This window comes from Streptomyces sp. NPDC060027, assembly GCF_042737005.1.
In the GTDB taxonomy this organism is placed as follows: domain Bacteria; phylum Actinomycetota; class Actinomycetes; order Streptomycetales; family Streptomycetaceae; genus Streptomyces.
Genome location: NZ_JBHWVI010000134.1, coordinates 1 through 23,863 on the forward strand (window position 1 = coordinate 1; position 23,863 = coordinate 23,863).

8 protein-coding genes are annotated in these 23,863 nt (G+C 73.2%); 1 reads left to right on the plus strand and 7 read right to left on the minus strand.

Annotated features, from left to right (window positions below; all coding sequences use genetic code 11):
* Positions 1–51 precede the first annotated feature (51 nt).
* Positions 52–912: a hypothetical protein gene (locus ACFWBT_RS28015; protein ID WP_385705335.1), complete on the plus strand. Its 861-nt coding sequence runs from the start codon at positions 52–54 to the stop codon at positions 910–912.
* Positions 913–958: 46 nt separating this feature from the next.
* Here ACFWBT_RS28015 and ACFWBT_RS28020 read toward each other — a convergent pair whose 3' ends face one another.
* The 7 genes from ACFWBT_RS28020 to ACFWBT_RS28050 form a co-directional block, all read right to left on the minus strand.
* Positions 959–1,858, minus strand: coding sequence for a PIG-L deacetylase family protein (locus tag ACFWBT_RS28020; RefSeq protein WP_385705337.1), 900 nt, complete (start codon positions 1,856–1,858; stop codon positions 959–961).
* Positions 1,859–2,088: 230 nt separating this feature from the next.
* Positions 2,089–2,880 carry a YqjF family protein gene (locus tag ACFWBT_RS28025; protein ID WP_385705339.1) on the minus strand — a complete coding sequence of 264 codons (792 nt, stop codon included), beginning with the start codon at positions 2,878–2,880 and terminating at the stop codon, positions 2,089–2,091.
* Between the two features lie 133 nt (positions 2,881–3,013).
* A complete protein-coding gene (locus ACFWBT_RS28030; RefSeq protein WP_385705340.1) occupies positions 3,014–3,880 on the minus strand; it encodes a hypothetical protein in 867 nt (288 codons plus the stop codon).
* A 409-nt stretch (positions 3,881–4,289) separates the two neighbouring features.
* Positions 4,290–5,069: an alpha/beta fold hydrolase gene (locus tag ACFWBT_RS28035; protein WP_385705342.1), complete on the minus strand. Its 780-nt coding sequence runs from the start codon at positions 5,067–5,069 to the stop codon at positions 4,290–4,292.
* A 92-nt stretch (positions 5,070–5,161) separates the two neighbouring features.
* Entirely contained in the window at positions 5,162–6,298 is a 1,137-nt protein-coding gene (locus ACFWBT_RS28040; RefSeq protein ID WP_385705344.1) for an alpha/beta hydrolase, read from the minus strand.
* Positions 6,295–9,066 (minus strand): thioester reductase domain-containing protein, encoded by a 2,772-nt coding sequence (locus ACFWBT_RS28045; RefSeq protein ID WP_385705346.1) that lies wholly within the window; start codon positions 9,064–9,066, stop codon positions 6,295–6,297. Before ACFWBT_RS28045 ends, ACFWBT_RS28040 begins: the two co-directional genes overlap by 4 nt.
* Before the next feature lie 66 nt (positions 9,067–9,132).
* Complete coding sequence (locus tag ACFWBT_RS28050) at positions 9,133–23,601, minus strand: SDR family NAD(P)-dependent oxidoreductase (protein WP_385705348.1); 14,469 nt, start codon at positions 23,599–23,601, stop codon at positions 9,133–9,135.
* Positions 23,602–23,863: the final 262 nt, after the last annotated feature.

A 23,863-nucleotide genomic window follows, 5' to 3' on the forward strand; every position in this document is an offset into this window, starting at 1 on the left:
CCGGTGTACAGCGGCCGGCGGCACCCCGGGCCGGTCCCAGGAAGGACGGACGTGACCCGCAGGACCCTCGCGCGCACCGCCGCCGCGGCCGCCGCGCTGCTCACCGCCGCGTGCAGCACGGCCGTCGGCGCGTCCGGCGAGCAGCGGCCCGCCCCGGAGGCGCCCGGGCGCCTCACCCACGCCCTGCCGGACGACCCGGTACACATGGCCCTGCCCGCGACCGGTGCCGAGACCCGGTGGACCCAGGGCCTGAACGTCTTCGGACAGCAGGTGGCCCGGGCTGCCGCCGCCGAGTGTGCCCGCGAGACGGGATTCGGTCTGCCCGAGGAGGTCCCTCTGGCGTTCATCCCGTTCGGCGAACTGCCCGACCTCGACTTCCTCGGCCGGCACGGGTTCGGGCACAGCGCCGAGGTCCCCGCCGGGGCGGCGGAGCCCGCCCCGCCCCGCTCCGGCGGCGCCGCCGAGATCCGCCGCTGCCGCACTGCGGGGGCGACGGCCGCCGAGCAGGTGACGAAGGTCTACCAGCCGCTGCAGATGGCGTGGTTCGGTGCGCTGGCCTCTGCCGCGAAGCGGGACTCCGCTGCCGCCCGGGCCCTGCGCGACCTGCCGGGCTGCCTCGCCGAACAGGGTTATGCCGTCGCTGACCAGAAGGCCTTCTTCGCGCTCGCCGACCGCCGCCTGATGAACGCCCCCGCCGCCGACCTCGACCGCGTGAACAGCGAACTCGGCCACGCCTACGCCACCTGCATGCGCCCCGTCGAGGCAGTCCGCGAACCGGCCCGCCGACATCTCCGGAAACGCTTCCTCATCGACCACGCCGAGGAGATCCGTGGCCTGCGCGCCGCCCTCGTCCCGGCGCTCCACCGCGCCGGGAAGCGCTACGGCGTGCCTCTCGTCTTCCCGGCACCGTGACCCGGAGGGTGCCGGGGCAGCCGACGGGCCGCGCGCAGCACCGTCCCTACGCCGGGCCGGTCCGGTACCTCGAGGGCAGTGTGTACACGAACTCCCGCGGATCGGCGTACGCCTGCTCCAGCCAGACGGGGACGCTGTGGTACCCGAGGGTGTAGAGATGCCGGCTGGGGTCCCAGGTGTTGTAGGCCAGGATCGAGGAACGCTTCTTGGCCATGTGGGCCGCCGGGATGTTGAGCACATAGTCGGCGCCGCGGCCGCGATCGGCGGGGTCGGGATACTGCTGGTAGGCGTAGATGTGGTTGAAGCGGACGTCGGTGAGTTCGCCGTTCTTCATCAGCCAGTAGGCGGCATCACTGCACGCCTTGTGTGTGGGGTTCCCGTCCAGCCACCCGGCCGCGAACTTGTGCGAGGCGCCGGGATACTGCTGGGCGAGTGCCCGGACCTTGGCCATGATCTTCTTGACGAAGTTGTCATAGTCGCCGAAGGCTTCGTCGGAGAGCTTGAAGTTGATGACCTTGTCGACGCCCAGGGCCTTGGCGGAGAGGTTGAACTCGGCCGTGCGGCCGGTGACGACCTCCGGTGTCGGCCAGCTCTCCTGCCACCCGAGCTTGTGATAGTGACCGGGAGCGGAGCATTTGCCGCCCAGGCTCTGGCAGTCGCCCTGGTTCATGTACGCGGCGAGGTCACCGTTCTCTCCCTTGCTGACCAGCACCAGATAGACGGGCCTGCCTGCCGCCTTGTGCTCCAGTATCGAACCGGCGAGCCCGATCGCCTCGTCGTCCTGGTGGGGCGAGTAGAAGATGGCCGGGGGCGCCGCCGCCGATGCGCGGGGGGCGCCCACGGCGGTGTCGAGCGCCACTCCCGCGGCCACCAGGCCGGCGGTCGTCAGCACCGACCTTCGGGACGGCCCGGACAGCGTGGGACGGTTCGGATCGTGGGCAGGCATGGGTGCTTCCTCTCACGCGATGAGTGTGCCGCCGCGGGAGCGCGCGATCACCCGAGGTGCGGGCGCTGCGCCGTGACGTGATTCCAAGCTGCCAGGCGTCGCTGACGTTCCACTAACCTTTCCCTGATGGCCGAAAGCTCCCGCTCCTGACGGGGCTGAGCGGACGAGCGTCTCCGCCACCCCGCTCGATCCCGGAACGCGCGCCTTGGCGCTGATCACGGGGAGCTGCCTCAGGAAGACGACTTCGACGGTCGTCGGGAACCGCGCATTCCACGGTGCGCCTCGGCACCGGCCCGCACCGGGTACCCGAGGCGGACGGGGACACCGGGCGAGTACAGGACGCTGACCGGGGCGTCACGGGGCGCGAGGATTCCCGCCGCCGGAAGCAGGTTCTCCTCGCACGTGATCAGCTCGGCGCGGTACAGGGGCCAGCGCGGATGGTCGTTGGGAAGATACTTCGAGCCGCCGAAGAACGCGTTGTGCATTCCCCACCGGGCAGTGAGAAAGTGCTCCAGCTCGGTGGGCTCCTCGACGCGTTCACCGGTGCGCACGGTGATCCTGCTGTACGCCCCTCCAGGGGCGGGCCAGCGACGGGAGCTCGAGTACGCGACGGTGTCCCCGCCGGACCGGATGTCCATCCGCGACCACAGGTACGGCAGCCGAAACCCGAGACGCCCGATCAGCACCGGGAGCAGCCGTGCCGCGTCCATCGACCTGAAGACGACCCCGCGACGCCCTTGCGCGTCGACCGAGTAGAGCCGCACGTTGGTCTCGGGGAAGGACCCGAAGTACGGCACCCCGGGCAGGCGCAGCAGTCCGACCTTGTGCATCCGGAAGGCGACGAGCCCCACGTGAGCAGCCCCGTGATGGGTGTCGGGGACGGTCCCACTCGGCAGCAGCCCGGCAACGGCGTCAGGTTCGACGGCCCAATGGATGAACGTGAGGTCGAGCCACGACTGGGTGAAGAGGGGACGGTCCAGGGATACGGGAGCGTCGGGCGTGACCGAGGCGGGCGATTGCACGTCATCAGAATGGCAGAAACCACCAGAACCGTTGATCGGTCCGCTCGCTGAAAGAGGGAATTTTCGGGGGGGGCGGCCGCCAGTCCGAGAAATTCCAGGTCGTTCTCCGGGATTCCGCTCGTCCAGGGCCGGACTACCGGTGCATTCTGTGAAGGAAGCGGCCCGACGGCCGTGACTCCCAGCGCAGGCGCACGCCGGTGGCGCGGGCGATCAGGCGCAGGTGCGGTCCTGTGTTACCCGTGTACCAGATCGCCCGGTCGGAACTCGGCCATGCGTAAGCCGGAACCCCGTCGTCCAGCAGGGATGTCAGCCGGGGCTCTTCGAGCGACACGGCGGAGTAGGCGTAGAGCGCGGGAAGCCGAGGGGCGATCAGGCCGTAGTCGAGCAAGCGGGCGAGGGCATGCTCGTCGCGGATGGCCTCCTCGACGGGCGCGGCCACCGGGTATTCGGCCGGGAAGGACCGGCCAAGGTCCAGGAACATCCGGACGGTAAGGCTGCGGGGGTCGGCCAGCAGTGGGCCGAGTGCGGCCAGCGGGCCGAGCGCGAGTCGGGGACGGACCAGCATCGCGTGGGTGAACAGGACGCGGAGGAGCGCGACGTTCATCATGAAGCGCTCCACCTGGAGCTCCGTGGCCGCCAGCTCCTCGTGCCGCAGGTAGCCCGCGACGATGCTGGCGTTGTGCGCCCGGTACCAGAGGCCGGGTGCCGGTGTCCGGATGAAGTCGAGCCAGAACTCGACGCTGCGGGCGCTGGCAGTGCCGGTGACGCCGTCGGTCAACAGACGAGCCTCGACCTTGTCCCGGAGCAGGCGGTCGTTGACAGCACGCCACCAGGGGCTTCCCGGCGCGTCGGCCGAGTCGGGCGCGAGCACCCCGCGAGCACGCGACCAACGAGTGAAGCTCAACTCGGCGTTGCCGTACGGACGAATTGCGTCGGAGGCGAGATAGAAGTCCCGGGCCAAGGCGAAACGGTCGGCGACGCTGTTTCGTACAAGTGCCACCTGTTGCCCGGCGCGTGCGGCCGCGTCAGTCACGGCTGCCCGATCGGCTCGGAATCATTCGAGAACCCCAAGAATTCCAGGACCGACGCCCTCGCGAACATCGGTACATTGCGCGTGCGGAAAGCGCGTGACCACGGTATGGCGCTCACGGGATTCGCATCGGCATCACTGCGGCCCGAATTCCGTCAGGTCGGCGGACAAGGGATTCCACCCCTTCGCCTTTCGCCGCCGAAAGGGCGCGGAGGGCTTCGGCTCCGCGGCCGTCGGGGCTCTTCCGCCTGTCCGTCCGACCTCCAGGGCGACGCCCCTGACGACGGTGTCGACCCGCACGGGCCGTACTCGTGCCAGTACGCCGTCGTGCGGGCCCGTCGGCTGCGGGTGTCCGCTCCGGCCCGTGACCCAGGCTCGGCTACGGCTGGTCGGTCACGAACCGGTCGACCACCGCGGTGAGTTCGGCCGGCTTCTCCACGGGCAGTTCGTGGCCGGCGTCCACGATCCGCACCACGGCGTCCGGGTAGTCCTTCGCCATCCGCAGCATCTGCGAGACGGGCAGTTGGATGTCGTGGTAGCCGTGGACCAGGAGAGTGGGGGTGCGGATCTCCCCCAGCCGGTCGAGGACGTCGAAGGACCGCATGGCGCCATAGCACGTCATGACCACCTCGCGGGGCGTGTCCGCCGAGGCCCGGACGTACTCGCGGATCTTCTCGCGCGGGTACCCGGGGGCGAAGGCCCGCTGGATGTTGGCGGCCACGAACACCTTGAACGGCACCCGGGTCGAGAACGCCATCAGCAGACCCCTCCCCCGGCTGTAGGTCATCCTGCTGATCGAGCTCACCAGCACCAGCCGCTCGACCCGCTCGGGGTGGGCGAGCGTCAGGGTCTGCGCGATCATCCCGCCCATCGAGTGGCCGACGAGGACGAACCGGTCGAGCTCCAGGTGGTCGAGGACGGTGAGAACGTCACCGGCCAGCTCCGCCACGGTCCGCCGTCCCGACCCGTCACTCTCCCCGTGCCCGCGCAGGTCCAGCCGTACGACCCGCCGCTTCTGGGAGAAGTGGTCCACCTGGTGGTCCCAGCGGTGCCGGTTGGCCGTCCAGCCGTGGATGAACACCAGGGGCACACCGTCACCGTCGCGGGGGCCATCGTCGTCGTACGTCAGCGCGGCGCCGTCGACTTCGAGCTGCGGCATGGGACCTCCTGGAGTGCGGTCTGGTCACTGGCCGTCTGGTTACCGGCCGGTCTGGTTACTGGTCGGTACGTTAACCGGCCGCGGGGCCGCCGTCACCGTCGTTCGCCGAGGAACTCGAGGATGTGACCAAAGACGTCGAGGGCGGCGCCCCGGCCCAGGAACGTGTCCAGGTGACCGTAGGCGGGGATCTCGGTGTACGACACGTCCAGCTGGGGCTGGCGGTGTGCCAGCACCTCGTGGCAGAGCTTCTGCGAGTCCAGCCACAGTCCGTTCTCGCTGCCCGCGAGCAGCAGCACCGGGGTGTCGATGCGGGCGGCCGCGTCCAGCGCGTTGGGCGGCAGCGCCCGGTAGCGGTGGTCGGTGTCGTGCCAGCGGACGACGCTGCGGGCCAGTTCGATACGGCGCAGGTGCGGCAGGATCCACAGGGGCGCCGGTCCGAGGAGCTCGGCGAGCCTGTCGTGGGTGGCGTCGGACAGATTCTCGTGCAGGAACAGCGAGGCGCCCGAACCCCAGGCCGAGTTGTGGAGGATCTGGCAGGTCGGGTCCGGGCAGCCCGCCCGGCGGGAGGCCAGCGCGAACAGGGGCGTGTACTTCGACCGGAGACCCACCTTCCGGAAGTCGACGGGGATGTGGTCGATCCGGTTCTTCAGCAGCTCACCCGCCACCGTCATCCGCAGCGAGGTGCGTCCCGCGAGCTTCGGCGTCAGGAAGACGCCCTGGGAGACGACGCCCGCGAGCCCGGGCACCAGCCCCGCCGTCATGCTCAGCGACAGGGTGAGGGAGCCGATGCAGTGGGCGACCACGAACAGCGGCCGGTCGCCGATGCGTTCGCGGATGCGGGAGACGGCTTCGGGGATGTCGTGCAGGGCGACGTCGTCGTAGGTGTACCTCTGGCCGGTCTCGTTGTAGGGAAGCCGGCAACTGCCCCGCCAGTCGAGCAGCCAGGGCTCGTAGCCGTCGTCGAGCAGGACGTCGACCAGGTTGCGGGTCTCGGGGAGCAGGAACATGTCGGCGGACGCCGTGTGCCCGTGCAGGAGCAGCACGGCGGGCCGGTCCTGCTCGCCGGTGTCGATGCGGGTGAGACCGAGACGTACGCCGTCCCCGGCCCTGAAGGGGATCTCCTCGACCCGTGCCGGGTCGAGGCGGTGGCGCAGCGGCCGCAGGGCCGTGCCCGTCCTGACCTTGCGGATCGTCGGCCTGGTACGGGAGTTGGCGGTTCTGAAGATCATCGGTTGCGCTCCGAGGGGGTGCGGGTGCGGCGCAGGTCGAGGAGGTCCGCGGCGGCGCGGGCGAAGGGGCCGAGCAGTCCGCGGCCCATCTCCGCGCCGAACCAGGCGAGCCAGGTCAGCTTGGCGACGCGCTTCTCCTGGCCGGTCAGACGCGGGTCCACCTTGATGCCGTCGATCTGGTCGCGTACATAGCTGTCCGCGGGCACGACGAGCTCGCCCGCGAGGCTCGCCGGTTCGCCCTCGCGGCCGATCTCGACGCTCAGCGCGCGGGTCTGCCGCCATACGTCACGGCGGGCGCGGGCGTACTTGTGACCCTCCAGCCACCAGCCGCCTCCGTCGGCGTCACGCAACGTCAGTCGGTAGCGGAGGAGTTGGTGGCGCATCCCGTGCCGCTGCGGGATGCCCTCCTCGGGGCGGATCCAGACGTCGCCGTGTTCCACGCGCAGCGGCGCGGGATGGGCCGCGGCGCACACCAGCTCGCCGCCGACGTCCACCCGGCGCTCCTTCACCAGTTGGTACATGCTCGCGATGGAGAGGGTGAGCGCCATCGAGCAGGGGGTGCCGGCGTCGGCGCCGACGGGGCCCACGGCGCCCTCGGTGGTCTCGGAGAACCACAGGTACGGCTGGTCGTCCTTGTGCGGCAGCCGGGCCAGGCCGTCCTGGGCGAGCCGTTCGAACGTCCTGAGCTGGGCCTGGGCGTCGTAGCGGGCCGCGGGGCGCAGGCCGAGCGCCTCGACGAGCGCGGCGGTGCGTTCGTCGGTGGCCGCCGGTCCCTTCAGGGTCGCCTCGCACAGCTTGAGGGCGGTGGGGCTCTTCAACACCCGTGTGAGGAAGGTGAGTTCGGGAACCGGGTCGGCCTCCAGGCGGGCCAGGGCGTCGGTGCGCCACTCGTCCCAGTCCTGTACGCGCACGTGCATCCCGCCGTACGCCATGTCCCGTACGACGTCGTCGAGGGTGTTGGGTACGCCGGTGAGGTTGTAGTCGAATCCCCAGGCGTCGGGTTCGCAGATGACGCCTGCCGCGACCCGGCTCACCCAGTCCACCGGGGCCGCGTTCAGACGGTGGAAGGCGGGCACCGTGCGGAAGCGGCCGAAGGCCGAGATGAGGCCGCTGCTGAGGTCCTGCGGGTTGTGGGCGCCCGTCCGGGTGTGGCCTCCGATGCCTCCCGGGCGCATGGCGGTGACGATCAGACCGTGGTCGCGGGCCCGCCGCAGGGCGACCTCGGCGGCCCATTTCGTCTGGTCGTAGCCCGCGACGAGGCGGTCGACGTGGGCGAGCGGGTCGTCCTCGCCCATCGAGGCGATGCCGACCTCGTTGAAGACCGCGATCGAGGAGATGTGGTGCAGCGGCTTGGGCGGGCCGGTCGCGGCCAGTTCGGCCAGGGTCAGCGCGCCGATGACGTTGCTCTGCCGCAGCGACCGGTAGCCGCGCAGGAAGTCCACGGCCGCCGCCACGCCCACGACGCTGTCCAGTTCGTGGGCGAGCTTGTTCCAGACGTCGTCGGCCAGACCGAGGTGCGGACGCCTGATGTCGCCGGGGAGCACCGTCACCCGGCGGCGGATCTCCGACGACCAGGGCAGCCGGTGACTCTTCAGCGCCTCGCCGAGCCGGGCCGTGGCCGCCTCCTCGTCGGCCGCGCGAACGAGGCAGTGGACATGCGCGTCACTGTGCCTGAGCAGATCGAGGAGCAGATGGCTGCCGAGGAAGCCGGTGGCGCCGGTGAGCAGGATCCGGCGGGGCGGCAGGGGCTCGGGCGAGCCGGTCCAGGGCAGGCGGTCGGCCAGGGAGAGGTCGGCCAGGATCTGATCGAGGTCCTCGGGACGGGCCGTGGCGTACGGGGTGGCGCCACCGGTGGTCCGGGCGGTGACCGTCGCCCCCGGCAGGATGCGGGGCGAGGGGATGGATGGGGTGTCCGTAGCGGGGGCCGGGCCGGGACCCGGGGCGCGAGCGGGGCTGGATCCCGGAGCGGGAGCCGAGGCGGGGAACAGGAAGGTGTCCGCGGCCTGCCGCCTGGTCCCGATCGTGTCGGTCGCGGCACCCGGGGTCCGTACGGCCGTCGGGGTTGCCGGCGCACCCGGGGCCGAGAGGGCCGCCGTGGCACCCGGGGTCGCCAGCCAGCGCAGGGCGAGGCTGCGCGGCCGGGCGTCGGCGAACACCTCGTCGAGGTCGATCTCCATGCCCAGCTCGTCCTCCAGCGCCGCGACGAGTTCCACGGCGCCTACGGAGGTGCCCCCGGCGTCGAAGAAGTCGGTGTCGGGCGACAGTTGCCCTCCGGGCACGAAGGGCCCGGCCGCCGCGGCGACGACGGCGGCCAGGCCGTCCGCGTCGGGTGCGGCGAGGGGCGCGGCGCCGGTGCCGTGATCCGTGCCAGTGCCGGTCCCGGTGCCTGTGCCTGTGCCTGTGCCTGTGCCTGTGCCTGTGGCAGTGCCGGTGGCAGCGCCGGTGCCGGTGTCGCCACCCGCACCCCCACCCGCACCCGCACCCGCACCCGCACCGAACGGCACGGTCTCCGTGCCGGGATGGGACGCGACGCCACCCGCGTCCGCATCCGCGGTCTCGCCGGCACGGGATGCGGAGCTGTCCGCCCCCGCATCCGACTCCGTTCCGGTTCCGGTTCCGGTCGCTATGGGTGTGGGGCTGGGTGCAGGGGCCTGTCTGATCCTGGCCAGCAGGGCCTCCACACTCGGCCCGCTCTCACCCCGTTCGATCGCCTCACCGGTCGCCCGTTGTCCGGCGTACGGCGCCGCGTCCTCGTTCACTTCACGCATGAGAGCCCTTCACCGAGTGCACTGTCCTTTTCCACACTGCTTGAGCGGGCCGAGCCGCCAGCCCGCTCACTGCCGCCGCCAGGAGCGGAAGGCCCGCAGCTGTTCCGGCGTGACCACGCTCTCCAGCTGTTCGTCGTCCTGGTCGCCGCCACCGAGCGCGGCCAACAGACGCCGGGCCGGTACGTTGCGGTCGGTGCGCTCCGCCGTCAGCCGGACCTTGACGCAGCCCAGTCGGTCGGCGTGGTCCGCCAGCCACCGCAACAGCCGTTCCTCGACGCCTCGGCCGAGCGCACGGCAGCTCAGCATCCAGGCGAGGACGTCGAGTCGGTCGCCGTCCGCGCGCAGGGCGAGCAGGCCGATCTGGCCGTAGTCGCCGAAGCGGTCCCGCGCCGCGGCCGTCCACACCTCGCCGTGCTCCCGCCACCGCGCCAGATCGCCACCGTCGGCGGACCGGGGATGAAGGGTGAACTGATTGGTGCGGCGGACGAGTTGTTCGGCCCGCTCGACGTCGGCCCCGGACAACGCCCTGATGTCGACCTCGAGTTCCAACTGGGCGAGGAACTCCTCGAACCCAGCCTGTTCGCGCACCGCGTCCCGCTCCCGCTCCTGCGCGTAGAACCCTGCCCGCAGTCCGTCCTCGGCCGTCGCCGCCGCCGGGACGAGCGGCCACAACCGGCCGAGGAAGTCCTCCAGTTCGGCTGCCGGAGGGCAGGTCACCGACAGCACCTCCGGCAGCGCCGACCGCACTCCCGCGATCTCGACCGGGTTGTCGTCGAGGAACAGGAAGCTGTCCAGCCCCAGGTTGAGGGTGCGCGCCGCCTCCGCGAGACGGCCCGACTTCGGGCCCCAGCCGGCGGACAGCACGCTGAAATGCTCCGCCTTCAGCGTGCTGTCCGGACGGTCCAGGACGGCCCGTACGGTGTCCTCGTCGTTGTTGCTGACCAGCGCGAGCAGCGCGCCCGCGGCACGCCACCGTGACAGCCTCCGCGCCAGCAGGGCACGCGGTCCGGTCAGATCCACCAACTCGGGGCCGATCTCCCCGGCGATCCCGCCCCACAGGGTCTCGTCGCCGTCCACCGCGATGACCTTCGGCGCGGGACGCAGCACCGCTCGGACGACCTGGGCCAGCCGCAGGGCCACCGCCGCCTGGAAGTGCGGGGTGAAGGGGAGGTGGGCCAGCCGTTCGGTCCGTTCGTCGAAGCGTTCCGCGACGGCGTGGTGGCGCGTCCAGTCGTCCGGGCCCAGCACCGCGATGCCGGGCGACTCGGCCAGCTCGGCGAGGAGGTCGCTCTCCCATCGCGCGAAGCGGTCGTCCTGCCGCGCCGAGGGCAGGACGCCGACGATCAGTGGTCTGCGGGTCCGCTCCGACAGGGCCCGCAGCGCTGCCGGGTAGGCGGTGCGCAGCTCGGTCAGCACCGCGTCGGTCAGCGGGCCGAACCGTTCCAGGTCCGCCGCCCGCAGCAGCACCACGCCCACCGCTGTCGCGGGGTCGGCGAAGACGCCCGAGGGATCGCGCAGGGCGGCGAGCACCTGGTGGTACGGCGCCTCCACGACCATCGGCCCCTCGGCCCGCTCCGGCTCTCCCGCTCCGTCCCGCGTGCCCTCCTCGACCGCCGCCTCGCACAGCAACGGCAGATTGCCGAGCGCGAAGGTGGCGGCGAGGGCGAGCGAGCGGCGCGGGCGGGCAACGGGCTCCCGCGCGACCGGAGTTGCCGTCACGACCGGATTTGCGGTCATGCCCGTCGCGATCGGCGTCGCCGTCGTACCCGTCGTGACAGTCGCCGTCGCAGTCGTCGTACGGACCGCCGCGGTCGGGTCGTCGGCTGTCGCGGCGAGCAGCCGCAGGAACGCCTCCGCCAGCTCGGTGGAGGTCGCCGCGTCCAGGATGTCGAGGTTGTGGTCGAGCCGTACGCGGCCCGCGTCCGGGGTCATGGTGACCATGAGGTCGAGGTCGGAATATCCCGTTCCGGCCGGGAGCACCTCCAGCCGGCCGAGGCGGGCCGCCGAGGAGCGTACGTAGTTGAAGTACACCTCCACCAGCGGGGCGTTCGCCCGGTGCAGCCCCTGCCCGGCCAGTGTCGACAGCACGTCCGAGAACATGGCGCCCTTCGCGAGGACCCGGTCCAGGCGCGCGTCCGTCCGGCGCAGTACCTCCTCTATCCGCTCCCCCGCCGCCGCTTGTGCCGGGAACGGCACCGGTACACCGAAGAAGCCCACCGCGTCGTAGGCGTCGGCGTGGATGCGCGTGTCGACGGGCACGGCGAGCACGAAGCGCTCCCGCTCGCGCATCCTGGCCAGCAGTACGGTCAGGGTGCCGAGGCAGAAGGCGGCCGGCGTGACGGCGAGCCTGCCGGCGGCCGCCGACACCCGCTCCATCAGCCCGTCGGGTATCGCCACGGTCACGCTCCCGGCCCGGTACGAACGCGTCTCCGGGCGCGGCCGGGCGAGCGTCAGGTCGAGACGCTCGCTGCCGTGGAAGGCCTCGCGCCAGTCGATGGTGGCGGCCCGGGAGGCATCGCCGGTCCGCTGGGCCTCGATCAGCAGATCCATGTCGCGGTTGGTGACGGCGTCGCCGAGTGAGGTACCGGACAGTTCGGCGTCGATCTCCCCCGCGACGAGCAGCAGCGACTGCAGATCGCTCACCGCGTGGTGCGCGCCGAACACCAGGATCTGTCCACGCGCACCGGCGTCGAGCAGCTCGAACCGCCACAGCGGCGCAATCGTCAGGTCGAACGGCGGCTCAAGGAGCCGGGTCAACCGGTCGTCGGCGTCGAGTGCGGCATCGGCGGGCACGTCCGTCCAGCGCAGCAGCGGCTCGGCCAACTCCCGCTCCACACGCAGTTGTCGGCCCCGTCCGCCGGCTGCGGCCATCGCCGTGCGCAGGGCCGCGTGCCGTCCGGCGAGCCGGGTGACGATGTCGGTGAGTGCTTCGCGGGTGGTCGGCGCGGTGAGCCGGACGGCCAGGCCGACGGCGTGCGCCGCGTCCGGCATGCCGGGCTGGGCGCTGCGCAGCAGCCGTACGACGTCGCGGGTCGCGGGCCGCAGCTCGCTCTCGGGCACCTCGGAGGTGATGTCGGGCCGCGGCTCCTCTCTCCGTGCCCTGGTGTCGCGTTCGGGCAGCACCTCGCCCAGGGCCTGTGCGAGGCTCCGGATGTCGGACGCCGAGAAGACGGCGGTGGCCGGGAGTTCGGCGCCCAGTTCGCGGGTGAAGGCGTTGCGCAGCCGGACCAGCATGAGCGAGTCCAGGCCCAGTTCCTTGAGGGCCGTGGTCGCGGACAGCTCCACGGCACCGCCGGAGACCTGGCCGACCTTGGCCCGCACATACGCTTCGAGCCGTGCGGCCCGGTCCTGGTCCGTCGTCGCCGCGAACACCCGGGCGACGAGGTCGTCCGTGCCCGCCGGGTCCGCGGCGGTGGTGATCAGGTCGCCCAGGATCGGGCGGGTGCGCGCCGCGTCCGGGTCGAGCTCCAGTACCTCCCGGTCCAGGGCGAGGGGGGCGAGCTGGCGGCGGGAGGTGGCGAGCACCCGCTCGAACAGGTCGCCGCCTTCCGCCGGGGTGAAGGCGACCAGACCCGAGCGGCTCATCTCGGCGGCCCGGGTGCCGGAACCGGCGACCATGCCGACCTCCGTCCAGGCGCCCCAGTCCAGGCTCAGCGCCCGGCGGTCGGTGCGGGAGAGGTGGTGTGCCCAGGCGTCGAGGAAGGCGTTCGCCGCCGCGTAGGGACTCTGTCCGGCCGAGCCGAGGATGCCCGCTGCCGAGGCGAAGAGGACGAACCTCTCGGCCTCCGGGGCCAGTTCGGTCAGCAGGGCGGTGCCCAGGACCTTGGGGGCGAGCACGCGCAGGACGCGCTCGTCGGTCAGGTTCGCCACCGTGGCGTCGTCGAGGGCGCCTGCAGCGTGGACGACCGTGGCGATCGGTCCGGCCTCACGTCGTACGGCGTCCAGTGCGGCGGTCAGCGCGGCGCGGTCGGCGACGTCCGCGCGGGCGAGGTGCACGGTGACACCGCGTGCTTCGATCCCCTTGATCCAGCTCTCCCCGGCCGTGTCGGGCCCGCCCCGGCTCAGCAGGGCCAGTCGGCGGGCACCTTGGCGGACCAGCCGCTCGGCGGCCACCCGGCCGAGGCCGCCCAGACCGCCCGTGATCAGGTGCACGCCGTCCGCGGTGATCCCGCCGTGCCCGCCGTCGTCCGGGCGGGTGCGGGCCAGCCGTGGCACCAGCCGGCCCGATTCCCGCAGCGCGACGAGCCGTTCGTCGTCCGCGTGCCGCAGCTGCGTCCACAGGTCGTCGCCGCCGTCCGTGGCCGGCAGGTCGATCAGCGTGGTGAGCAGTTCCGGGTACTCCTGGGCCACCGAGAGTCCGAAGCCCCAGGCGAGCGCCTGCTGAGGGTGCGTCACCTGTGCGCTGTCACCGGCGGCCTGGCTGCCCCGTACGACCACGAACAGGCGCGGGGCGCGGCCCCGAGGACGGTCGGCGAACGCCCGTACCAGGTGCAGGGTGCTCAAGCAGCAGTACCGCGCGGCCTCTTCGGCCGTGGCGGCGTCCTCGACAGCCGGCGCATCGAGTGCGGACAGCTGCACCACCCGCTCCGGCGGCCCGTCGGCGAAGGCCTCGTCGAGCAGACGGGTCAACTGCCCTGGATCGGACGGATCGAGGACATAGCGGCCGGGGCCCTCGGCGCCGAACTCCGAGCCCCTGCGCACGATCACATGGGGTACGGCGGCGGAGGCCAGCCGTTCCGCGAGTGCGTCGGCCACGCCGGTCTCGTCGGCCAGGACGAGCCAGCCGCCGTCGACGGGCCGCTCCTGTGCGGCCGGGCGCGGCTGCCAGCGGGTCTCGAAGAGCGCGCCGTCCAGCGGCGAGAGCGCGGCGAGTTCGAACTCCGTCGCCTCCAGGAGCAGTTGCTCCTTCTCGTCCCAGAGCCGCAGATCCAGGAGCGCTGTGTCGCCGTCCACCGAGCGAAGCCGGCAGGTCGCCCACGCGGGCGCGGTGCGCAGGCCGGTGAAACGCAGTCGTCCGACCCCGGCGGGCACGAAGGCCCGGCCCGCGGGCGCGTCGGCGGGCAGGGCCGCCGTGTGGAAGGCGGCGTCGAGGACCGCGGGGTGCAGCAGATGTCCTGCGGCGGGCCGCCGGGCGAGCCGGCCGACCGCCGCGGTGTCCGTGCGGTGGCCCTGGTCCAGGCCCCGGAAGGCGGGGCCGTAGTCGATGCCCAGGGCCGTGAACCCCGCGTAGACGGCGGGCAGGTCGGCCTCTTCGTCGCACAGCTCGCGCAGCACGGCGGGTTCCTCGTCCGTGTCGGGCGCGGCGGGCGCGGGGTCGGCGGCGGCGCCGTCGACGACCCGTCCGGTGACGTGCCGCTCCCACGGCGCGCGCCGCTCCCCGGTGGCCGCCGAGGCGATGGTGAAGCCCCGTGAGCCGTCCTCCCCGGCGGGCTGCAGCACCAGTTGCAGCCGTACGGGCCTGTCCGCGTCCAGAGCCAGGGGCCGCACGAACCTCACGTCGGACAGTCGAACCTCGCCGCCGTCCCGCAGCGCGGACGCGCCTTCCAGCGCCAGGTCGAGGAAGGCGGCGCCGGGCAGCCAGACCTCGCCGGTGACCCGGTGGTCGGCGAGGTAGGCGAAGCGGCTGTCGCTCAGGTCGATGTCGCTCTGGAAGATGTGCCGGCCGGGTGTGTCGCTGGCCTCGACATGCGTGCCGAGGAGTGGTGAACCCCCGGCCGTCCCGGTGGCCGGGGCGGGTGCGCGCCAGTGGCGTTCGCGGGCGAAGGCGTAGGTGGGCAGGTCGATCCGGCGGCCCTCGGGGAGCAGCACCGGCCAGTCGGGCGTGTGCCCGGCCTCGTACAACTCCCCGACCCGGCCCAGCAGAACGTCCCGTCCGTCGCTCCCACGGCTCAGCGAGCCGACCGCGACCGCGTCGATCCCCGCCTCGGCCGCCACCGCCTCGACCGACGCGGTGAGCGAGGGGTGCGGGCTCAGCTCGACGAAGTAGCGGTAGCCGTCGTCCAGCATCCGCCGGATCGTGTCCGCGAAACGGACTGGGCGCCCGAGGTTCGCGTACCAGTGGTCGGCGTCCAGCCGGTCGCCGGGCACCGGTTCGGCCAGCACCGTCGAGTACAGCGGGGTCGTCGTACGGGTGCCCCGGATGCCGGAGAGCCGGTCCAGCAGATCGGCGCGGACCGGGTCCATCAAGGGGGTGTGGGAGGCGAACGGCGTCGACAGCCGCCGTACCGGGATGTCCAACGCTTCGAGGTGCGCGCGCAGTTCGGCCAGTGCTTCGGTGTCCCCGGAGACGGCCGTGGAGTGCGCGCTGTTGACCGCCGCGACGAACAGCCGGTCCGGGTGGGACGCGAGCAGCTTCTCGGCTTCCGTACGCGGCATTTCCAGGGCCAGCATGCCGCCTTGTCCGACCAGCGGGGCGACCGCTCCGGCGCGCCCGGTGACCACGGACACGGCGTCGTCCAGGGTGAGGGCGCCCGCGCTGTACGCGGCGGCGATCTCGCCCAGGCTGTGCCCGATCACGGCGTCCGGGCGGACGCCGAGCGCACGCCAGGCGGCGGCCAGGGCCGCGTTGACGGCGAACAGCACCGGCTGCAGGTACTCGGTGCGGTCGAACGGGGCGAACTCCTCGGGTGCGGACAGCACGTTGCGTACCGACCAGCCCACCTGTCGGTGCACGGCCTCGTCGATACGGGCCAACTCCTCGCGGAAGGCCCCCGACTCGGCCGCCAACTCCACGCCCATGCCCGGCCACTGGCCGCCGTGCCCGGCGAAGACGAAGGCCACCTTGCCCGTCCGCTCCGCGCGGGGCGGGGCCAGCGGCGTCCGTCCGGTCGCCAACGCGTCGAGCCGTGAACGCAGTTCGTCCCGGTCGCCGGCCACGACCCCCGCTCGCCGTTCGAAGTGGCTGCGGTGGCGCGCCAGCGTGTGGGCGACGTCGGGCAGGGCGACATCCTCGTCCAGGTACCGGGCCAGCCGTGCGGCCTGCCCCCGCACGGCGGTCTCACCGCGCCCGGACAGCGCGAACAGCCTTTTGCCCGGGGCGATTTCGTCCCCCGGCAGGGCCTCGGCCGGCTCGGCCTCCTCCACGATCAGGTGCGCATTGGTTCCGCTGATCCCGAAGGCGCTCACACCGGCTCGGCGTACGCGTTCACCCGACGAGGGCCAGGCAACCGTCTCCCGCAGCAGGTGCAGCCCGCTGTCGTCCCAGTCGACATGGCGACTGGGCGTGCCCGCGTGCAGGGTGCGCGGCAAGGACTGGTGCCGCAAGGACTGCACGACCTTGATCAGACCGGCCACGCCCGAAGCCGCCTGCGCGTGACCGATGTTGGACTTGAGCGAGCCGAGATACAGCGGGCGGTCCTGAGGGCGCGAGGTGCCGAAGACCTCCGCGAGGGCGTTCGCCTCGATCGGGTCGCCGAGGGTGGTGCCGGTCCCGTGCGCCTCGACGTAGTCGATGTCGGCGGGTTCCAACCCGGACAGCTCCAACGCCCGCCGGATCACCTGCTCCTGGGCCGGACCGTTCGGCGCGGAGAGGCCCTGGCTGCGGCCGTCCTGGTTGACGGCCGTACCGCGCAGCACGGCCAGCACCTCGTCACCGTCGCGCCGCGCGTCGCCGAGCCGCTTCAGTACGACCATGCCCGCGCCCTCGGCCCAGATGGCGCCGTCGGCGTCGTCGGAGAAGGAGCGGCAGCGGCCGGTCGGGGACAGCCCGCGCAGACGGCTGAACTCGACGAAGGTTCCCGGTGTCACCATCAGCGTCACCCCGCCGGCGAGCGCCAGGTCGCACTCGCCGGCCCGCAGCGCCTGCGCCGCCAGGTGCAGCGCCACCAGGGACGACGAGCACGCGGTGTCCACCGTCAGCGCCGGTCCGTTCAGGCCCAGCGTGTACGCGAGCCGGCCCGAGGCCACGCTCGCCGCCGATCCCGTGCCGACGTACCCGTCCAGCTCGTCGAGCCGGGAGCCCGCGAGGTAGTCGCTGCCGAACATGCCGACGTACACACCGGTGGTGCTGCCCGCCAGGTCTGCCGGCACGATCCCGGCGCGCTCCAGTGCCTCCCACGCCGTCTCCAGCAGCATCCGCTGCTGCGGGTCCATGGCCGCCGCTTCCTTCGCGGTGATGCCGAAGAAGCCCGCGTCGAACGACTCCAGGTCGTCGAGGAAGCCGCCTTCCTTGGCGTACGACGTGCCCAGGGCCTCCGGGTCGGGGTCGTGCAGCGACTCCACGTCCCAGCGGTCCGCCGGGAACGGGCCCACCGCGTCGCGGCCCTCGGCGACGAGATGCCACAGGCCCTCGGGGTCGCTGACGCCGCCGGGCAGACGGCAGGCCATGGCCACCAGGGCCAGCGGCTCGTCCGACGCCGGGGCGGGGGTGCGGGGGGACCGCGGATCGGGTGCGCCGCGCCGGGTGGTGCGGCCGTCCGTGGCGAGTGCCGTGGCCAGCAGGTGAGCGGAGAGCCGGTTCGCGGTGGGGTGGTCGAACAGCAGGGTGGCGGGGAGCCTGGCACCGATCCGGGTGCCGATGCGGTTGCGGAGCTCCACCGCCGTCACCGAGTCCATGCCGAGCTCACGCAGCGGCTGATCGGGACCGACGGACTCCGCCGAGCGCAGTCCGAGCGCCCTGGACGCCTCCTCGCGGACCAGGGCCAGGACACGTGCGGCGCGGTCGGCCTCGGGGAGTCGCGCCAGCCGGTCCGCAAGACCGGCACCGCCGTCCTGACCGGTGCGGGGCGCGGGCAGCAGCGAGCCCCACAGGGCCGCCGTACCACCGTCCGTGGCAGCCGTGCTCTCGCGCAGGCGCGGCAGGTCCAGGGACCAGGCGATCAGGTGTGGTGTGCCCCGGCGCAGGGCGAGTTCGACGAGTTCGCGGCCCTGGTCGGGGGTGAGGGCGCGGTGGCCCAGCCGGGCCATCCGGTCCAGGTCGGCGTGTTCGGCGGCGAGACCTTCGCCCGCCCAGGCGCCGAAGGAGACCGAGACTCCGGGCAGGCCCAGGGCCCGCCGGTGATGGGCCAGTTGGTCGAGGAAGACGTTGGCCGCGGCGTAGTTGCCCTGTCCGGGGCTGCCGAGCACGCCGGCCGCCGAGGAGATCAGCAGGAACAGGTCGAGCGGGGTGTCGGCGGTGAGCCGGTGCAGATGGGCGGCGCCGTCCACCTTGGGGCTCAGCACCCGCGCGAGGCGTTCGGGCGTCAGGTCGGCGACCACCCCGTCGTCCAGGATTCCGGCGCAGTGCACGACACCGCGCAGTGGCAACGCGTCGCCGACGCCCGCGAGTACGCCGGCCAGGGCGGTCGCGTCCGCCACATCGCACTCCGCGATCTCGACCTCGGTTCCGAGCGCGGTCAGTTCGGCAGTGGTCTCGGCGGCACGGGGATCCGCCGCTCCCTGACGTGAGGTCAGAAGAAGCCGTGGGACGCCGTGTTCGGCGAGGAGCCGGGCGATGTGCCGGCCGACGGCACCGAGCCCGCCGGTGATCAGCACCGTGCCGTCGGTGGGCGCCAGAGTGTCGCGGCCGACGAGGTCGAGGACGACCGGGGCGCCGGACGCCCTGCCTCTCCGTATCGCCTCGCGTGCGGCGGTGACGGGCAGGACCTGCGGGCGGGCCGGACGCGCCCGCCCGGCGACGGTCTCGTGCAGCGTCCGGGCCGCCTCTTCGGTACCGGTGGCGCTGTCGGGCGCGAGGGGCAGGGCGGCCGCGGTGGTGAACGGCAGGTCGTCCGGGAGGATCGCGACCAGCCGTGCGTCGGCGACCGCGACGGAGCCGGGCGGGGTGTCGGCGAGGGCGACGACCCGCAGGCCGGGGCTCAGGTCCGTCACGTCGGCGGCGGTCTCGGTGACCACACCGGCGCAGGCGGTACGCGGCCGCTCCCCGCCGGGCCCGGGAACCGCCACGGCGTGCACCTGAATCCTCACCCGGCCCGGGGTCAGGGCCGGCGACTCCACCGCGCGCAGGGTCGGGTCCGCCGCGGGACCGGCCAGTTCGTAGCAGTCACCGGCCGGGATCCGCAGCGCGTCGGCCGCGCGGGCACGCACCAGCCGCGGAACGAGCAAGGAGCCGTCCCGGGAGGCGAGTTCGGGCTCGTCGGCATGGGCGACGGCCGTCGGCAGGGCGTCGGCGGGCTCGGAGTCCCCGAGGTCGAGCAGGGTCAGTCCGAGGTGCGGGTGTTCGGTCCGGGCGCTGCGGGCGAGGCCCCACAGGACCGACTGGGCCAGGCCGGGCACGGTGTCCCCGGCGCCGGTCGCGACCGCGCCGTGGGTCACCCAGACGGTCCGGGCGGGCGGCCGGTCGTCCGCGGGCGCGATCAGGGCGCGCAGTTCGGCCAGCGCCTCGGCGGCCAACTCCTTTGCTGCGGCGGCCGGTTCGGCATCAACTGCCGGACGCGGCCAGAATCGTACGACGATGTCGGCGCCCGTCTCGCGCACCTGGACGCCTGCCGCCGACAGACCGCGCAGAGCGGCCGCGACCTCCGGGTCCGAGCGGTCGCCGTGGACGGTCCACGCGGCGCCCGGTACCGCTGCGGGCTGTTCGGTCAAGGCCGTCCACGCCACTTCGTACAGGTGACGGGCGTTCTCCGAGGCACCGTTCAGATCCGCCGGGTCGGCGGCCCGCAGCCGTACGCCCTCCAGCCGGCCCGCCGGGAGGCCGTCGGTGTCCCACAGGGTGACGTCGAGGGTGAGGTCCGTCCCCGAGCCGCCCGAGCGCCGTACCAGCGCCGTGAGGTCGCTCGCGCCGCCGGGCGGCAGGACGCAGCGGCCCACCGCGACCGGCAGCAGCACCCGGCCGTCGGGCGCGTCCAGCGCGGCGGCCACGTGCAGTGCGGCGTCCAGCAGCGCCGGGTGGACGGGATAGGGATCGGTCGCGTCGCGGGCCACGGTCGGCAGCGACAGCCGGGCCAGCAGCTCGCCGTCGGCGGTGGTCGTGACCGCCGACCGGACGCCCTGGAAGGAGGGACCGTAGCCGAGACCGAGCGCGGCCAGCCGTACGTACGTGTCCGCGCTCCAGGCGGGCTCGGCGGCCTCCGGCCACACCGGCGGCCGCGCCGCCGTCACCGGGGCGGGGGCGGCCGCCGACGCGGTGGCGTGCAGGGTCCACCCCTGGGCCTCCCGGCCGCGCGGGCGGCTGTGCACGGTGACCTCGGGCGCGGATGCGGTGGTGACCACTTCGACCGACACCTCGACCGTGCCGGTCTCCGGCAGCACGAGGGGCGCGAGCAGGAGCAGATCGGTCACGTCGCCGGGAACGTCCGGGCGGGCCACGGCGAGCGCGGCACGGCACAGCTCCATCACGGTCGTGCCCGACACCACGGTCCGCCCGAACACGGCGTGGTCGGGCAGCCAGTCGGCGGTGGCCGGGGACCACTCGTTGCGAAAGGTCCAGCGGGTCTCGTCCGCCGACTGCAGCTGAACGCCCAGCAACGGGTGCGCGGCGCGGTCGAAGAGACCGGAGGCCACGGCCCCGGACCCGGATTCGGGCTCGATCCAGTAGGACTGCGGATCCCAGGCGTACGTGGGCAGGTCGGCCGCCTCCGCGTCGGGTACGACGCGGCGCCAGTCGATCCGCCGTCCGTGGACGTGGAGTTCGGCGGCGGCCCGGTCCAGACAGGCGGGTCCGTCCTCGTCGCGGCGCAGCGATCCGACGGCGAACAGGTCATCGTGGCCACGGTCCTCGGCGACCGTGCGCACGGCGGTGACGAGGGAGGGGTGGGGGCTGAGTTCGACGAAGTGACGGTAGCCGTCGGCCGCCATGCGTTCCACGGCGGGCGCGAAGCGCACGGGTTCCCGCAGGTTCGTGTACCAGTAGTCGGCCTCCAGCTCCTCCGTGACCGGCTCGCCGGTGACCGTGGAGTACCAGGCGACGGCGGTCGGGGAGGTGGTGACGCCGTCGAGTTCGTCGAGGATCGTCGCGCGCAGCGGCTCGACCCGGGCGCTGTGGGAGGCGTAGTCGACGTCGAGGCGGCGGACGAACACCTGCTCCCGGTCGAGGTCGGCGAGGAGGGCGTCGAGCGGCTCCACGTCACCGGCGATCACCGTAGAGCGGCCGCTGTTGACGGCGGCGACGGACACCCGGCCGCCGAGGTCGGCGAGGCGCGCCTCGACCTCGGTGTGCGGCAGGGCGACGACGGCCATGGTCCCGGTGCCGGACACCTCGGTCAGTGCCTGGCTGCGCAGGGCGACCACCGCGGCGGCGTCGTTGAGGCTCAGCGCCCCGGCGACGCAGGCCGCGGCGACCTCGCCCTGACTGTGACCGATCACGGCGTCCGGCCGCACGCCACGGGCCCGCCACACCGCGGCCAGGGAGACCATCACGGCGAAGAGGACCGGCTGGACGACGTCCACCCGTTCCAGGGATGGAGCGCCCTCGTCGCCGCGCAGGACGGCCGCCACCGACCAGTCGGTGAACGGGCGCAGCGCGGCGTCGCAGCGGTCGAGTTCGTCGGCGAACACCGGTGACCGGTCGAGGAGTTCGCGGGCCATGCCGGACCACTGGGCACCCTGTCCGGGGAACACGAACGCCAACTTGCCCGGTGGGAGGGTCCGTTGCGGGCCGACGACCAGGTCAGGGTCCGGGTTCCCCTCGGCGAGGCCGCGGAGCGCGGTGAGCAGTTCGTCGTGGTCGGCCGCCCGGACGACGGCGCGGTGCTCGAAGTGGGTGCGGTGGTGGGTCAGCGTTCCGGCGACGTCGGGCAGGGCCGGCCGTGGTGGTGCGGCGAGCGCGTCGAGCAGGCGGGCCGCCTGTCCCCGGAGGGCCGGGAGGGTGCGGGCGGACAGCGGGAAGAGGGCGGGCTCGGCGGTACGGGGGCGGACAGGCGTCGGAGTGGGAGCCGCCGTCGGAGTGGGAGCCGATGCCGATGCCGGAGTGGGAGCCGCCGTCGGACTGGGAGCCGCTGTCGGCGTCGGTGTCGCGGCCGGCCGGATCAGGTCCTCCGGTGCCTCCTCCAGCACCACGTGCGCGTTGGTGCCGCTGATCCCGAAGGCGCTCACCCCGGCCCGCCGCACCCGGTCATCGCGCCGTGGCCATGCCTCGGCGCCGCTGTGCACGCGCAGGCCGCCGTCCGCCCAGTCGACGTGCTCGGTCGGGGTCTCGGCGTGCAGGGACGCCGGGAGCCGTTCGTGGCCGAGGGACAGGACCGTCTTGATGACGCCGCCGATGCCCGCCGCGGCCTGTGTGTGACCGATGTTGGACTTCAGGGAGCCGACGCCGAGCGGCCGGTCCGCCGGGCGTCCCGGTCCGAAGACCGACGCGAGCGCCCGGCCCTCGATGGGGTCGCCGAGCCGCGTGCCCGTGCCGTGCGCCTCGACGTAGTCCAGGTCGTCCGGCCGGAGCCCGGCGTCGCCGAGGGCGGCGCGCAGCACTCGTTCCTGCGCCGGACCGTTCGGCGCGCTCAGGCCCTGACTGCGGCCGTCCTGGTTGATCGCCGACCCCTTGACGACCGCGAGGACCCGGTCGCCGTCCCGGCGGGCGTCCGCGAGCCGCTTGAGGAGCACCAGACCGCAGCCCTCGGCCCACACCACCCCGTCCGCCTCGGTGGAGAACGGGCTGCACCGCCCGGACGGCGAGAGCCCGCGCAGCCTGCTGAACTCCACGTGCCCGCGCGGTGTCACGAGGAGCGTCGCGCCACCGGCCAGCGCGAGGTCGCACTCGCCGCCGGCCAGTGCCCGCGCCGCCAGGTGCAGGGCCACGAGAGAGGAGGAGCAGGCGGTGTCGACCGTGACGGCCGGCCCCTGGAGTCCGAGGGTGTAGGCGATACGCCCGGACGCGACGCTGGACGCCGAGCCCGTGCCGACGTGCCCGTCGAGCCGGTCCAGCGGGGCCGAGGCGAGATATCCACTGTCGTACAGGCCGACGTAGACGCCCGTCGAGCTGCCGTTCAGCGTCTCCGGGACGATCCCGGCGCGCTCGATCGCCTCCCAGCCGGTCTGCAGCAGCAGCCGTTGCTGCGGGTCCATGGCCGCGGCCTCGCGCGGCGAGATTCCGAAGAAGGTCGCGTCGAACCGGTCGATGCCGGTCAGGAAGCCGCCGCGCAGGGTGTACGCCTTCCCGGTGGCCTCCGGGTCGGGGTCGTAGAGCCCCTGGGTGTCCCAGCGGCCCGCGGGCACCTCGCCGACGGCGTCCTCGCCCGCGGCCAGCAGTCGCCAGAGGGCCTCCGGGTCGTCGGCGCCGCCGGGGAACCGGCAGGCCATGGAGATGATCGCGATGTCGTCGTCCCGCCGCACGGACGGGCCGGCGGGCGCGGAGGCCGGGGCCACATCGGCCGTACCCCGGGGCCGTTCGTCGAAGACGGCCTCGGCGACCCCCGCGATCGTGGGGTGGTCGAAGACGAGGGACGGTTCAAGGGGCCGCCCGGTCCACTCGGACAGGCCTGCGGCCAACGCCACCAACTGCCGTGATCCCAGACCGAATTCGGCGATCGGACGCTCCGGTGCGACGGCCGACGGGGCAAGCCCGGCCGCGTCGGCGACGGCCGACGTCAACCAGGCCCGCACCCCCTCGGAGGTCGTCGGAGACGTCTCGGGGAACTGCTTCGGGGACTCGTTCGCAGGCATCTGGGCTGGTGTCCTCGTGAACTTGGGCTCAGGTGGAATCCGGACGGCCGACGCAACAAGTGCGCACGGCGTACGACTGATGCCGCCGACGCACGGCAGACGGCAGACGGCAGACGGTGAATTCGGTGGCGCGCGGCGGACTTCGGCGGCTGGTTCGCGCGCGGTACGACCCCCACGGAACCGACGCCCGGCCGCCGTACCGACGACCGACCGCCTACGACCTACGATCGAGTAACAGACGTACCCGAGTCCTAGTTTTATC

Bases quoted from the DNA above. Each gene is read 5' to 3' on its own strand.
- ACFWBT_RS28020 (WP_385705337.1), bottom strand. From the start codon at position 1,858: ATGCCTGCCCACGATCCGAACCGTCCCACGCTGTCCGGGCCGTCCCGA.
- ACFWBT_RS28035 (WP_385705342.1), bottom strand. From the start codon at position 5,069: ATGCCGCAGCTCGAAGTCGACGGCGCCGCGCTGACGTACGACGACGAT.
- ACFWBT_RS28040 (WP_385705344.1), bottom strand. From the start codon at position 6,298: ATGATCTTCAGAACCGCCAACTCCCGTACCAGGCCGACGATCCGCAAG.
- ACFWBT_RS28045 (WP_385705346.1), bottom strand. From the start codon at position 9,066: ATGCGTGAAGTGAACGAGGACGCGGCGCCGTACGCCGGACAACGGGCG.
- ACFWBT_RS28050 (WP_385705348.1), bottom strand. From the start codon at position 23,601: ATGCCTGCGAACGAGTCCCCGAAGCAGTTCCCCGAGACGTCTCCGACG.